Genomic DNA, 12,848 nt, shown 5'->3' with positions numbered 1-12,848 from the left:
CATGAAACGCGCCCCTCGCAGCCGTCAACGCCATGATTTATATGCGAAATATCACGATTACGACAGCGAAATCAGCGACTTACTTGGAGAATGTGGGTTAATGAAAGCTTGAGATAGTTCCCCACCAGGTCAAGGTGGAAGACGAGATGCAGCATGCATTTTCTGATTTCCTCCGTTCAGGCGGGGAGGGTGAGTTTGTTCTTTCCCGTTCTTCCATGGGAGTTGTCGGAAGGCGAACTGGGTGGGCCGTCAAGAACACATTCCCGAACTATTAAGATCTGAGAGCGGATTTCGCCACTCGCCTGAATGACGTTCTCGTGAAAACGCACATGCGCTGATCGAGACCTATTCTGAACTTTTGGAGGGGCCGGTCTCACCAGATAACCTTCCCGATGTTTCGGATGCGGTGGAACAGACGCTTGATGAGTGGGCCAGTCGGCTCACCGTCATTTGGGCTGAATGGAACAGTCATCCTCAGCGGCTTCGCCCTATTCGGCAATCCATGGAAGAACGCCTTCTCCGCGGCTTTACTGGGCTTATCGGGGAGTTGCGCCAACGCGCTCTCGCTGTCGAGTTCTATGTCTGGCGGTCCGAAGATGATGAAAAAGTGCGCCGAGCGCATGCCGTCTATGATGATCAGGTATTCCGCTGGGATGATCCACCCGAAGACGGCCATCCCGGTCAGGCGATTAACTGTCGATGCCGCGCCGAACCCTTCATTCCGGGGTTCACTCAGAACGTTGTCGGCGCAACCGCAGAAATTTGGGATGGATTCGCATTTCGTCACCCAAATGACGACCGACTTCAGGAATTTCGCAATGCCGCCGCCGAGATGCGTGCCCTGCGACCAGCAATTGAAGCGCTAGCCGCGGATACAAATAAAACCGATGTTCAGGAAGTCGAGCAACAGCTTTTGGCTCGGGCATTTCGCGAGGCCGCGTTTCGATATGCCTTGGCGGCTCCTCTGCCGAATGCCCTTGCATCGAGCGATCTGTTGTTCGGGCCTCTATTCGAGCAGGAAAAACTCCTGGCGGAAACAGAGGCGTTTCGCCAAGGCATGCGCGATCTTGCGCGCGGCGTGGGGCAAAACCCGTTCTTCGACGGCACCACGCCGGGTGATGCTTTAGAAGAACTGCGCACTGCCGCGCCGGAAAATGCCGCACGATACCTCGATGCGATTGCACTGTTGGCGGGCGTGGAACACCTGCCACAATCCGTGCTTTCCGGAGATGAACGGCGGGCAGCGCTCCGCAACTTGGGCCGTGGCCTGGTTGCAGCCGCACGTGGTGTGGAGGAGGAACGTTGGGGCGGGCGCCCGTTTCTTCGTAATCGAGGTGAACTTGCTCAATGGGATGTGCTGCATGAAGAGCTTCAGCGTATCGCTGGTCTCGGCGTTTCGGATGCTGATGGCCGCGCTGTCCGCGCAGGCATGCGCGAGGAAACAGGGCGTCGGTTCTATCCTGAGGCACTTGCACTGGTCTCTGGCGGTCTCCTTGGTGCGGTTGGCCGCGCCGCGCCGCGACCCATTCGGATCACACCCGACATGCTGGACGACGGTGGCCGTTTCCTAGGTCAACGCAATGCTGGTCCTCAGGCACCCCGGTTTGGCCGCTGGCTGGAAAACTCGGACAATGTTGTGGAGATCATGCCCGGTGGGCAGGTACGATACACGACACGTATCAGCGATGTGGGTTCTTCTCTGAACGGACGACGTGTTTCGGTATCCTATACCGATGGCGTGCCGGATTTTTCGCAGATTGGTCTCGCCCGCGTCGATATTCCGAACCCAATCGGACGGGGCACGAGCATCAGTGGCAATGCCGATTTGCGTTCCGCGAGCCGTGCGTTGTGGCAAGAGATTGAAGCTGGGCGAGTTCCGCGATCGTTGTTCACACAAAGACAATTGGGCCAGTTGGCCAGGGGAAGGGCAAATCCTGATGGTTTAACTTGGCATCATGATGGTTTGCAGTTGAATCCAAATGGTACAGGGCCAATGCTTCTTTTGGATGCAACAGCGCACAGTTTGTTTAAGCATATTGGCTGGGCCAGTAGGGTAAATAGGTGACCAAAATGTCGAACCACTACGTATGGACAAGCGATTCCTCTGATCCCGATCCAGGTGCAACGCCCGTTGAAATTGAACAGATGGAGCAGCGCTTTGGGGTCACTTTCCCACGCAGCCTAAAAGATGGATACCTTGTTTCTAACACCGCTTCCATCTTCAAAGATGGTAAGCTATGCGATGAAGCGATCTCAGGTCCTAGGGCCGCCGGTGGAGAATATAAGGGCTTTTTCCAAGACCTCGATCCTCTCGAAAGCCTGCCGCGTGAGCAGAAGGGCCTCCAAGACTGGGTTGATGATGTTTTTGAACGAAGCATCGACGATGTGATTCCTTTCGCATCACTCGGTGGTGGTGGGTGGACGTGTTTGAACTACCAAAACGACCCTACGCGAGCGAACCCAGAAATCTGGCAATTCGACCAAAATGGAACATCCTTCGAAGACTGCTTTACAAAGGTCGCCGACAATTTCGACCATCTCATCGAGATGTTGGTTTCAGAAGATGATCTGGAACGATTAGGGTTCGGCTGAGACCCCCGAACGTATCTGTGCGCCAAAATCGGTTGGTTTTGCCATGTTTTTGACCGCCCTATGGAGCGCTGACATTCGTGCCCGTCGCAGCATTTAGCAAACCGGGCTCAATGTTGCCCCGCACTCTCCGCCCAATGCAAAAACGGCAGTACCCGCCCATTCCTGCGGCTCTCGGCCACCAAATCCAGATCAACCTCGGCCTTGACCCAACCGGGCGCATCCATCCCCCCCTCGGCTACCACACCGCTTTCCGGCCAGAACCCGTCGGGGGGCGCATAAATCCCCGCCGCGCCGCGGTTTTCGTCAATCGCCGGGGACCAGTCCACATTCCCGACCGTGGGCGATTGCACCACCACGCATTGGCTTTCCAGCGCCCTTGCCATCGCCCCGATCCGCACCCGGTTATAGCCCGCCACTGTGTCCGTGCAGGACGGGACAAGGATGATCTCGACCCCGGCTTCGGCCAGCGTGCGGCCCAGCAGCGGGAATTCCGCGTCATAACAGATCAGCACCCCCAGCCGGCCAAGGCTCGTGTCGAACACCCGCAGGCCGGGGGTGGGGGCGACGTTCCAGTCCTCGCGCTCGAACCGGGTCATGATCTGCTTGTCCTGATGGCCGATGCGGCCCTTGGGGCCGTAAAGCACGGCGCGGTTCACCGGGCGCGGGTTGCCAGATTGGGTGGCGTCGAAATGCGGGCCGGATGCGGCCAGGATATGCACGCCATGCGCCGCCGCAAGTTCGGTGTGCAGCGCGTCGCGGGCGGCCTCGTGCCGGGCGACCTCGTGCAGGGATGCCTCAAGATCACCGGCGATGGCTGGGCCGCCAAGCGAGGCCAGCTCCATCGCGCCATATTCGGGAAAGACCAGCAGGTCGCAATCGGCGGCACCCGCGACCCAGGCCCCGATCTTGGCGCGATAGGCGTCGAAACTATCAAGCCAGTCAAAGGGATAGGCGGCGGCGGCGATCCTGATCAGGCGAGTCACAGCGATTTCATCCAGAACTGCAGGGATTTGCGGGTCTGCGCCGCCTCGCCGATATCCTTCCAGTCGAACCCGGCAATGACGCCCGGCAGCGGTGCATAGCCGCGCTTGCGCCAGAACCCGTCCAGCGGCCGGTATTCGGCCGGGCGCAGCGGGTGATCGGCGGGTCGGATCACGCTGCAAAATGCGCTATAGCGGCGTCCCAGGGTGCGGGCCTGCGCGTCGCGCCCGTCGAAAAAGGCGTGGCCCAGCCCGTGCCCGCGATATTCCGGCAAAAGCACCGATTCCGCGCAGTAATAGATCTGATCCAGAGGCTCGGCGCGGGTGGCGAAGGCGGCGGCAAAATCGCCCGCGTGATGCTCCATCGGGGCGCCGGTCGCGGCGCCGACCATGCGCGCGCCGTCATAGGCCGCGACGACCACCGCGCCCGGCGACTGATAGGCGGTCAGGTAATCGCGCTCGTAATCCACGTCGCCATCGTAAAGATAGGGCCAGTCGCGAAAGACGGCGATGCGCAGCCGCGCCAGATCATCCAGCGCCCCGGCCACGGCATCGCCGGTCAGGATGCGGGTGGCGATCATGCGGAAACCTGTCGCATCCAATCGGCGAGGTTGTAATAGGTGGTCACCCGCGCGATCTTGCCGTCGCGGATGGTGAAAAATGCCCCGGCGGGCAGGATATAGGTCTGGCCCCGCGCCTCGGGCAGGCCCTCGTCGGTGGCAAGATAGGTGCCATTGACCACGAATTCCGCCGCCGCCCGGTCGCCCGTCTCATTGGCGAAAATCACCATATCGGTCAGGGTTTCTTTATAGCTTCTGGTCATATGGGCGTTGAATTCGGCGAATTTTTCTTTGCCACGCCGGATTCCGCCTTCGTTGACGTGATGTTCGATCCCGTCATGCAGATAGCTCAACATCTCGTCGGTACGCCCGGCGTTGAATGCGGCGTAATAGGCGGCGATCAGGGCCTTGGTATCCATCGGCGTCTCCTTGCTTTGGTCCGGTCTAGCGCGGGGTGGGGGGCGCGTCACCTCGGTCATTGGATGTAGGATTAACCCTTCTTCAATCCTGACGCATTATTCCCATCCCATGGACGGTGGTGTAGCCAAGGGGGATGATCAGGGAAGAAAGGCGATGACCATGCCCGACCAGATGCCGCCGCGACAGATCGACTGTTTCAAGGCCTATGACGTGCGCGGTCGGCTGGGCAGTGAACTGGATACCGATGTGGCCTATCGCATCGGCCGGGCCTTTGCGCAGGTGCTGGGCGCGCGCGACGTGATCGTGGGGCGGGATACGCGCGAAACCTCGCCGGAACTGGCGGCATCGCTGATCCGGGGGCTGAACGATGCGGGTGCCAATGTCCGCGACCTCGGCCTTGCCGGTACCGAAGAGATGTATTTCGCGACCGCCCATTTCGGTGCCGATGGCGGGATCGAGGTGACGGCCTCGCATAACCCCATCGACTATAACGGCATGAAGCTGGTCGGACGCGGCGCCGCACCGCTGGACCCCGAGGGGGATTTTGCCCGGCTGGCAGATCTGGCGCGGTCGGGACGTTTCGCCGCGTCCGAGCGGCGGGGCGAAACCCGCGATTTTCCCGAAGCGCGCGCCGCCTATGCCCGCGCCATTGCCGATTTCGTCGATGTCTCGGCGCTGCGCCCGCTGACCGTGCTGGTCAATGCCGGCAATGGCACGGCGGGGCCGACCTTTGATGCCATCGCCGCGGAACTGGCCGGGCGCGGCGCGCCGCTGCGGTTCATCCGCATCAACCATGACCCGGATTCCAGCTTTCCGAACGGCATTCCAAACCCGCTTTTGCCCGAAAATCAGCCGATGACGGCGGATGCGGTGCGTGCGCATGGCGCCGATCTTGGCGTGGCCTGGGATGGCGATTTCGACCGCTGCTTTTTCTTTGACGAGCATGGCGGCTTTATCCCCGGCGAATATATCGTCGGCCTGCTGGCCACGGCGTTTCTGGAAAAGCATCCGGGTGAAAAGATCGTCCATGACCCCCGTGTGGTGCTGAACACGCGCGACATGATTGCACGGGCGGGCGGACAGGCGGTGCAGGCGCGCACCGGGCACGCCTATCTCAAGCGGGCGATGCGCGAAGAGAATGCGATCTATGGCGGCGAAATGTCGGCTCATCACTATTTCCGCGACTTCCATTTTGCCGATAGCGGCATGGTGCCCTGGCTTCTGGTGGCCGAACTGATGGGGCGTCAGGGGACCAGTCTGGGCGCGCTTCTGGCCGAACGGATGCGGGCCTTTCCGTCCTCGGGCGAGATCAATTTCCGCCTTGACGATCCCGGCGCCGCGATCGATCGCGTGGTCGCGCGCTTTGAACCCATTGCGGTGGCGCGCGACGATACCGATGGGATCAGCCTGGAATTCGGGGATTGGCGTTTCAACCTGCGCCGCTCGAATACCGAGCCGGTGGTGCGGCTGAACGTGGAATCGCGCGGCGATGCCGGGCTGGTCGCCACCCGGCGCGCCGAGATCGAGGCCCTGCTGACCGCCCCCGCCTAGCCGTCGCCGGGCACGGCCGGGGGAACGCGCAGCACCGCCTCGTGATAGGCGATGGCCTCGTCGAGATCGTCGAAAAGGCTCAGATGGCCGCGATCCAGAACGGCGCCCATGTCGCACATGTTGCGGATCATCTGCATCGAGTGGCTGACCACGACGGCGCCGGAATTGGCCATGCGGTCGCTGAACACGCGCTGCGACTTGGCCCGGAAATCGGCGTCGCCCACGCTGGTCACCTCATCGACCAGATAGGTGTCGAAATGGATGCCCATGCTGGTGCCCATGGCCAGCCGCGACCGCATCCCTGAAGAATAGCTTGAAAACGGCTGGTGGTAATGCTGGCCCAGCTCGGCGAAATCGCCGACGTAATCGACCAGCTCGTCGCTGTCGACGCCATAGATGCGGGCGACGAAACGCACATTCTGCGCGCCGGTCAGTTCCGGGTGAAAGCTGCCGGCGAAGCCGACCGGCCATGAAATCGTGCCATCCGACAGGATCCGCCCCGAGGTCGGTCGGATCGTGCCGGCGATCATTTTCAGCAGCGTGGTCTTGCCCGCGCCGTTTCGTCCCAGCAAAGCCACCGACGCCCCGGTCGGAAACACGGCGTTCAGCCGGTCCGCGACAACCGTCCTTCGGCCTTTCAGCCGATAGGTCTTGGTCAGGTTTTCCAGCACGATCATGACTTATTGGCGGTCGCGGATGCTGTAATAGACGAGGATCAGGATCGACCAGCCGGCCAAGAGCATGCCCATCACCATGAACAAAAGCCAGGGGCGGTCCGGTTCGGTCGAGCTTTGCGCCACCTTGGGTTCGATATGGGCGGCGAGATAGCGCGATTTGCGCTGCGCCTCGGCCAGCGCGGCCTCATAGGCGATGCGTGCGCCGCGATAGGCGCCCTCGGCAAATTCGCGATCCACCGCCAGCTTTTCGTACTCCGCCATCAGCTGCGCATAGCTTTCGCCGGCGGGGCCCTGGCCTTCGGCGCCGAATTTGCCGCGTTCCGTGTCGATCAGACGGCGCAGCGCGTCGATCTTTTGTTGCGACTGGGTGACGCGGTGGTCGGTGGGGCGGGCATTGTCCAGCAACAGGTCATGGGCCACCAGCGCCTCGGCCAGCTGGGCCTGAAGACCGCTGAGCACGCCCATCTGGCCGGCCAGATCGGCCTCGGGGTCGACGATCTGCGATTTCATGCGGAACGCGGTCATGGCCTGCCGGGTCTTGGTCAGCTCACCCCGGGCCTTGTCCAGCTCTTCCTTGGTCAGCCGGGTGGTGTCATCGCGGGCAATGGCCGACAGCTCGTTGATCTTGTTCGAGCTTTCTTCGAACACGGCGGCCGCGATCTGTTGCGCGTCCTCGGGGGTGAAGGCGCTGACCCGCAGCGTGATCAGGCCGCTGGTGGTGTCGTTAAGCACCTTGACCTGACTTTGCCAGTAATCGGTCAGATCCTCGATATGGTCCTCGGGATTGGCGGCAAAGATGAAATCGCGCGGCCATTCGCGCGCGAACATGGCCTTGATGTTCAGCCGGGCGTCGATCCGTTCGACCATGTCCTGGCTGCGGATATATTCGTAAAGGATATCCGTGTCCGAGGCGCCGCCCGTCCCGCCGGCCAGCCCGCCAAGCCCGCCAAGCAGGTCGATCGAGGGGGTCGATTCCTCTTTGCGGACCGAAAAGCCGACGCTCGAGACATATTGATCGCTGGCCCGCGCCCAGAGATACCAGGCCCAAAGCAGGGTCGGCAGCACCACCAGCAACAGGAACGACCCGAGCATCAGCCAGTGTCGGCGCCGGGGATGTGCGACGCTGACGGTCGGGCGGACCGGAATTTCGGGCGGCGGCGGATTCGCGGGAATCGGGCGCGCCGCAGGCTGGGCGACGGCCGGCTGTGTCATCGGCCGGACCGGTATCGGCTGGGCCTGTGCGCGCGGCGCCGGCGCGGGTGCCGGATTGGCCTGCGCCGGAGCTGCCGGGGCAGGGGTGGGTTTCAAGGCCGGCGTGGCAACCTGTGCCTGTGCCTGTGCCTGTGCCGGCTTGGGCTGAACGGGCTGCGGCTTGGCCGCGGGGGCGGCCGTCGGCGGCATGGTGGTCGCAAGTCCCGGGCTGCCCTGAAACGGGCGATTCGTCCCGCTTGGCGCATTGGCATCGGCGGGGTGGGGCGTCGGTCTGGCATCGGCCAGGTCTTGCACGCCGGGCTTTTGCTGGGCCTGATCTGCGGCCTTGCTGCCGGTCGGTTGTGAAGGAGTGCTCACCGCAGTCGCGCTTTCGCTGGTTTACCTTTTCGGCGCAGTTGTTACATATTGCCGGGCGCCAAGACCAGCATTTGCGTTCACATGTCCGATATCAACCTAGCACGACGCGCCCCGCAACGGCCCTATCGCAACGGACCACGCTTTCGCATGGCCCGGACGGTGGTCGCATTGATGCTGCGCGAGATCGCCACGACCTATGGCCGTTCGGCCGGGGGCTATGTCTGGGCCTTGCTGGAACCGATTCTGGGTGTCGCCCTGTTGTCGATCATTTTCAGCATGGCGTTCCGCGAACCCAGCCTGGGGACGAACTTTCCGCTCTTTTATGCGACGGGCTTCCTGCCCTTTGCGATGTTCAACGATCTGACCAACAAGGTCGCGGCCTCGGTGCGCTATTCGCGCCCATTTCTGGCCTATCCCAGCGTCACGTTCATGGACGCCATGCTGGCGCGGGTCATTCTGAACGCGCTGACGCATACCACGGTGATCGCGATCGTGCTGTCGGGGATCTTTATCATTTTCCAGCTGCCGGTCGTGGTCGACATGATGTCGATCTTTGAATGCCTGGTCATGACGACGATCCTTGCGGTCGGGGTCGGAACCTGCAACTGCTATCTGATGACGGCCTTTCCGCTTTATGAACGCGCCTGGGGCATTGCCACGCGGCCGCTGTTCCTGATGTCGGGCGTGTTCTTTCTTTACGACCAGATGCCGGCAAAAGCACAGGATTTTCTGTGGTATAACCCGATCCTGCATTGTGTGGGGCTGATGCGGCGGGGGATCTATCCCACCTATGACGCGACCTATGTCAGCCCGGGCTATGTCTTTGGCATTTCGATCGTTCTGATCGTCTTTGGTCTGTTGATGCTGGTGCGGAACTATCGCAACCTGATGGAACGCTAAAGCAGCAGGTCGCGCTCGCTGATCTGTCCGATCGATCCCAGCCGCAGGGTCAGGTCGACATGACCCGTCCCATGCAGATCGACCTCGAGCACCCAGGCGGTTTCGCGGGTCCAATAGGCGCGCACCTCGCCACCTTCGCCATCGGCCGAGAATTGCGCGCCGCGAATGAAGCTGAGGCCCAATTCGCGCATGTCCAGCACATCCTCGCCCAGCCGGAAATCGAGAATCGAATCAAAGCCGCCGTCGAAATTCTCGGCGGCGCGGAACAGAAATGTATCGACCCCCGCGCCACCGGCCAGCCGATCATTGCCGGCCCCGCCGTCGATGATGTCATCGCCATCGTCGCCGCGCAGGACGTCATCCCCCGTGCTGCCGCGCAGATAGTCGTTGCCAAGGCCCCCGAGCAGGCTGTCATTGCCCGCCTCGCCGTTCAGCGTGTCATTGCCGGTGCCGCCATAAAGCATGTCGTCGCCGGTGCCGGCCTGCAACACGTCATCGCCGGCATCGCCGAAAAGCGAATCATTGCCGCCAAAGCCCAGGATGGTGTCGTGGCCTTCCCCGCCCAGAAGGATGTCCTGACCGGCGAGGTCCCAGACGGTATCGTTGCCGTCGCCGGCGGTTACCGTGTCGTTGCCCGCCCCGGGAACCATGAAATCGTTGCCGGGACCGCCATCGATCCGGTCATTGCCGGTGCCGCCCCAGATCGAATCATTGCCCGTCTCGCCATAAATGCTGTCGTTGCCGTCATCGCCCAGAATCGAATCGTTGCCGTTCCCGCCCTGGATCGAATCGTTGCCGCCGCCGCCAAGGATGCTGTCATCGCCGTCCTGGCCCATGAGGGTGTCGCGGCCCGATTCGCCCGTCATGAGGTCATTGCCGGCGCCGCCGCGGACATGATCGTCACCGAGATGCCCCGACAGGGTGTCGTGGCCATTGCCGCCATCCACCGTGTCATTGCCGTCGCCGCCGCTCATACGGTCGTTGCCGTCGCCGCCGTCCATTCGGTCACGCTGGCCGCCGCCATCCATCACGTCGTCGTCATAGCTGCCATACATGGTGTCGTTGCCGTCACCGCCGCTCAGCGTGTCATTGCCGCGACCGCCATGCAGCATGTCCGTCCCGGTGCCGGTGCCCAAGCGGTCGTTGCCGTTCCCGCCCCACAGCGTGTTGTTGCCGGAATAGTCCAGCATCTCGTCGTCGCCGTCTTCGCCGATCAGCAGGTCGTCCCCGTTCTTGCCGTGCAGCGTGTCGTTGCCGGTATCGCCCCTGAGTTCGTCGCGGCCGTCGCCGCCGCGCAGGAAATCGTTGCCCGCCCCGCCATGCAGAATGTCGGTGTCGCGGTCCCCTTCGAGGAGGTCGTCGCCATCGCCGCCAAACAGCGTGTTTTTGCCCGCGCCGCCATACATGGTGTCGTTGCCGGTGCCGCCATGCAGGAAATCGTTACCCTTGCCGGCATTCAGAAGATCGTTGCCGCCATCGCCGTAAAGCGTGTCATGGCCGATGCCCGAATAGATGGTGTCATGATCGCTGCCACCATAAAGCTTGTCATGACCCATGTCGGTGCGCATCAGATCCCTGCCGCCGCCGCCCCACAGGGTGTTGTCGCCGGCAAAATCCAGCATCTCGTCGTCGCCGGCCTCACCGACCAGAATGTCGTTGCCGTTCTTGCCGTGGATCGTGTCATTGCCGATCCCGCCGTTCATATAGTCGTTGCCATCGCCGCCGCGCAGAAAATCCCGGCCCGCGCCGCCGCGCAGCACGTCGTTATCGGCGTCCCCCTCCATCGTGTCATTGCCGTCGGCGCCGTGGATGGTGTCGTTGCCATCGCCGCCGCGCAGATAATCGCCGCGCTCGCCCCCCAAGAGCAGGTCGCGCCCCCCCCGCGCCACGACGGTCGAGCCATAGCGCCCCGCGCTCAGGGTGTCGTTGCCTTCGGACCCCATGATGTTGGTCCACATGTTGGGGGGATTGTAATGGGCGATGGGAAACAGCGAATTGTCGAAATTTCCGGCCTGAAGCGTGCTGCCGTCATGGGTGTAAATCCAGATGACGCTATTGCCGTAAAAGATCTTGATGCCGTCGGCCTGTGGCCGAAAGGTCAGCTGGCCGGTGCTGCGGATCATGCCCAGAAGCGACAGATCCAGCCGGTCCACGCCCAGTTCGAAATCGTTGATGATGATCCGGCCGTTGACTTCGCGCGCCACAAAGGTGTCGGCGCCGTCGCCGCCGCTCATCTGCACGGGCGAATTGCTGGCGACCAGCACGTCATCGCCCGCGCCGCCCATCATGCCGGTGGTTTCGGCGCCCGCCTGCATGACATCGTTGCCGGTGGTGCCGTGTTGCCAGCGTTCGCCGACGATCTGGGTCAGGCCGACCTGACCGGGATCAAAGACGAACTGGGTGATCCCCTGTTCGGTCTGCGAGCCGACAAACAGCACGATCCGTCCATCGATGACGCGCGCCGACAGGCTTGAGACATCCGCCATCGCATAGTCGAGCGTGTCCGCCAGACTGGTCAGATGCATCAGCCGGCCGTCGGGCAAAAGCGTGAAGACGCTGATCCCGTCATCGCCGCCACCGGCAAAGATGAAGGCCCGCCCGTCCACCGTCACCGCGTCCAGCGCGGTCGTTCCCCGGAATCGGGTCGTCAATTCGTCGATGATATGATCCGAAGGCAGCAATTCCCCGGCATAGTTCAGCCGCAGTGTGGTCAGGGACGAACTTTGCGACGAGGCGACGACGACATAGGTGACGCCGTTCATCTCGATCGTGGCGAGGTGGCTGGGCTGGTTCAGGCCCAGACCGCGATCCGCCCAGAGCATCTGGGCGCCGCCGATCGACCCGTCCGCGCGGATCATCTGTGCGGCGATGTAATTCCCCAGCGCCGAGGTCGAAATGATAAAGCTACGATCCCCGACAGAGGCCAGTTGCAGGTCGCTGATCTCGGTCCCCTGCATGCCCGGTCCCCAGGGCAGCGAGGAACGCTCGACAAAGCTGATGCCGCCATTCTCGCCCACGCGCCAGACATCGAATGCGGTGCGGCCGTCGCGCACGGTATAGATGAAATTGCCCAGCGGGGTTTCGAACTGACCGAGCAGGCTATAGGCGCCCGAATCCTGAAGCTGGGCGGCCGCGCCAAAGCGGCCATCCGCCTGCAACAGACGTCCCATTCCGGTCTCATTGGTCAGCCCGATCCCGAAGACCGAGGCCCCATCCGCCAGATCGACGATGGCGACCTTGGGCTGCCCGCCATAGCCCACCGAGGGGGAATAGGCCCAATTGTCGATCATCTGAATCGGCTGGTCGGGCGAAGTGATCTGATAGGCGGCAAGGCCGCCGCCGATATGGGTCACGCTGTAAAGCGTGTAACCCGCTTGTCCGGCAAAGGTTTGCAGGTCGGTGATGTTGGTCACAAAGCTGGCCGATGGCCCAATATATGTTGCGACGTGACGATAAGTTAACATCCGAAACGGCCTAATTATTCCTGTTGCACGTTTCAGGGTTACGCTTGGCCTCTTAAAAATAGCCTTAAGATGGCTGGCCCGACATGACTTTCCCCGGGGCATTTTAACTATCGGCGGCTTGCCCCCCGCCTTTGA

At 62.1% G+C, this 12,848-nt stretch carries 10 protein-coding genes; 4 read left to right on the top strand and 6 right to left on the bottom strand.

What is annotated here, in order from left to right:
- Nucleotides 1–502: 502 nt before the first annotated feature.
- Together ACFOMH_RS02390 and ACFOMH_RS02385 are read left to right on the top strand one after the other, a co-directional pair.
- Nucleotides 503–2,065, top strand: a complete 1,563-nt coding sequence (locus tag ACFOMH_RS02390) for a phage minor head protein (RefSeq protein WP_377742356.1) — start codon at nucleotides 503–505, stop codon at nucleotides 2,063–2,065.
- Nucleotides 2,066–2,070: 5 nt separating this feature from the next.
- Complete coding sequence (locus ACFOMH_RS02385; protein ID WP_377742354.1) at nucleotides 2,071–2,592, top strand: SMI1/KNR4 family protein; 522 nt, start codon at nucleotides 2,071–2,073, stop codon at nucleotides 2,590–2,592.
- Nucleotides 2,593–2,699: 107 nt separating this feature from the next.
- Here ACFOMH_RS02385 and ACFOMH_RS02380 read toward each other — a convergent pair whose 3' ends face one another.
- The 3 genes from ACFOMH_RS02380 to ACFOMH_RS02370 are packed head-to-tail and all read right to left on the bottom strand — an operon-like array spanning nucleotide 2,700 to nucleotide 4,551.
- The gene (locus tag ACFOMH_RS02380) at nucleotides 2,700–3,563 is read right to left on the bottom strand and encodes a carbon-nitrogen hydrolase family protein (protein WP_377742379.1); all 864 of its coding nucleotides are present in this window, start codon (nucleotides 3,561–3,563) and stop codon (nucleotides 2,700–2,702) included.
- Between the two features lie 8 nt (nucleotides 3,564–3,571).
- A complete protein-coding gene (locus tag ACFOMH_RS02375) occupies nucleotides 3,572–4,153 on the bottom strand; it encodes a GNAT family N-acetyltransferase (protein WP_377742353.1) in 582 nt (193 codons plus the stop codon).
- Nucleotides 4,150–4,551 (bottom strand): ketosteroid isomerase-related protein, encoded by a 402-nt coding sequence (locus ACFOMH_RS02370; protein WP_377742352.1) that lies wholly within the window; start codon nucleotides 4,549–4,551, stop codon nucleotides 4,150–4,152. The genes ACFOMH_RS02375 and ACFOMH_RS02370 overlap by 4 nt, the downstream gene beginning before the upstream one ends.
- 154 nt (nucleotides 4,552–4,705) lie before the next feature.
- Between ACFOMH_RS02370 and ACFOMH_RS02365 the strand changes: the two genes are divergently transcribed.
- On the top strand, nucleotides 4,706–6,103 hold the full coding sequence (locus tag ACFOMH_RS02365) for a phosphomannomutase (RefSeq protein WP_377742351.1): 1,398 nt from the start codon (nucleotides 4,706–4,708) through the stop codon (nucleotides 6,101–6,103).
- Here ACFOMH_RS02365 and ACFOMH_RS02360 read toward each other — a convergent pair.
- A complete protein-coding gene (locus ACFOMH_RS02360) occupies nucleotides 6,100–6,780 on the bottom strand; it encodes an ABC transporter ATP-binding protein (protein WP_377742349.1) in 681 nt (226 codons plus the stop codon). The genes ACFOMH_RS02365 and ACFOMH_RS02360 overlap by 4 nt on opposite strands.
- 3 nt (nucleotides 6,781–6,783) lie before the next feature.
- Complete coding sequence (locus ACFOMH_RS02355; RefSeq protein WP_377742347.1) at nucleotides 6,784–8,349, bottom strand: capsule biosynthesis protein; 1,566 nt, start codon at nucleotides 8,347–8,349, stop codon at nucleotides 6,784–6,786.
- Nucleotides 8,350–8,430: 81 nt separating this feature from the next.
- Between ACFOMH_RS02355 and ACFOMH_RS02350 the strand changes: the two genes are divergently transcribed.
- The gene (locus ACFOMH_RS02350; protein WP_374423999.1) at nucleotides 8,431–9,249 is read left to right on the top strand and encodes an ABC transporter permease; all 819 of its coding nucleotides are present in this window, start codon (nucleotides 8,431–8,433) and stop codon (nucleotides 9,247–9,249) included.
- Here the strand turns inward: ACFOMH_RS02350 and ACFOMH_RS02345 are convergent.
- Nucleotides 9,246–12,662, bottom strand: a complete 3,417-nt coding sequence (locus ACFOMH_RS02345) for a calcium-binding protein (protein ID WP_377742346.1) — start codon at nucleotides 12,660–12,662, stop codon at nucleotides 9,246–9,248. The genes ACFOMH_RS02350 and ACFOMH_RS02345 overlap by 4 nt on opposite strands.
- Nucleotides 12,663–12,848: the final 186 nt, after the last annotated feature.

The organism is Paracoccus mangrovi (assembly GCF_042648425.1).
GTDB lineage: Bacteria > Pseudomonadota > Alphaproteobacteria > Rhodobacterales > Rhodobacteraceae > Paracoccus > Paracoccus mangrovi.
This window is presented reverse-complemented; position numbering and strand designations above follow the sequence as displayed.

Bases quoted from the DNA above. Each gene is read 5' to 3' on its own strand.
- ACFOMH_RS02365 (WP_377742351.1), top strand. From the start codon at position 4,706: ATGACCATGCCCGACCAGATGCCGCCGCGACAGATCGACTGTTTCAAG.
- ACFOMH_RS02390 (WP_377742356.1), top strand. From the start codon at position 503: ATGGAAGAACGCCTTCTCCGCGGCTTTACTGGGCTTATCGGGGAGTTG.
- ACFOMH_RS02370 (WP_377742352.1), bottom strand. From the start codon at position 4,551: ATGGATACCAAGGCCCTGATCGCCGCCTATTACGCCGCATTCAACGCC.
- ACFOMH_RS02385 (WP_377742354.1), top strand. From the start codon at position 2,071: ATGTCGAACCACTACGTATGGACAAGCGATTCCTCTGATCCCGATCCA.
- ACFOMH_RS02375 (WP_377742353.1), bottom strand. From the start codon at position 4,153: ATGATCGCCACCCGCATCCTGACCGGCGATGCCGTGGCCGGGGCGCTG.
- ACFOMH_RS02360 (WP_377742349.1), bottom strand. From the start codon at position 6,780: ATGATCGTGCTGGAAAACCTGACCAAGACCTATCGGCTGAAAGGCCGA.
- ACFOMH_RS02350 (WP_374423999.1), top strand. From the start codon at position 8,431: ATGTCCGATATCAACCTAGCACGACGCGCCCCGCAACGGCCCTATCGC.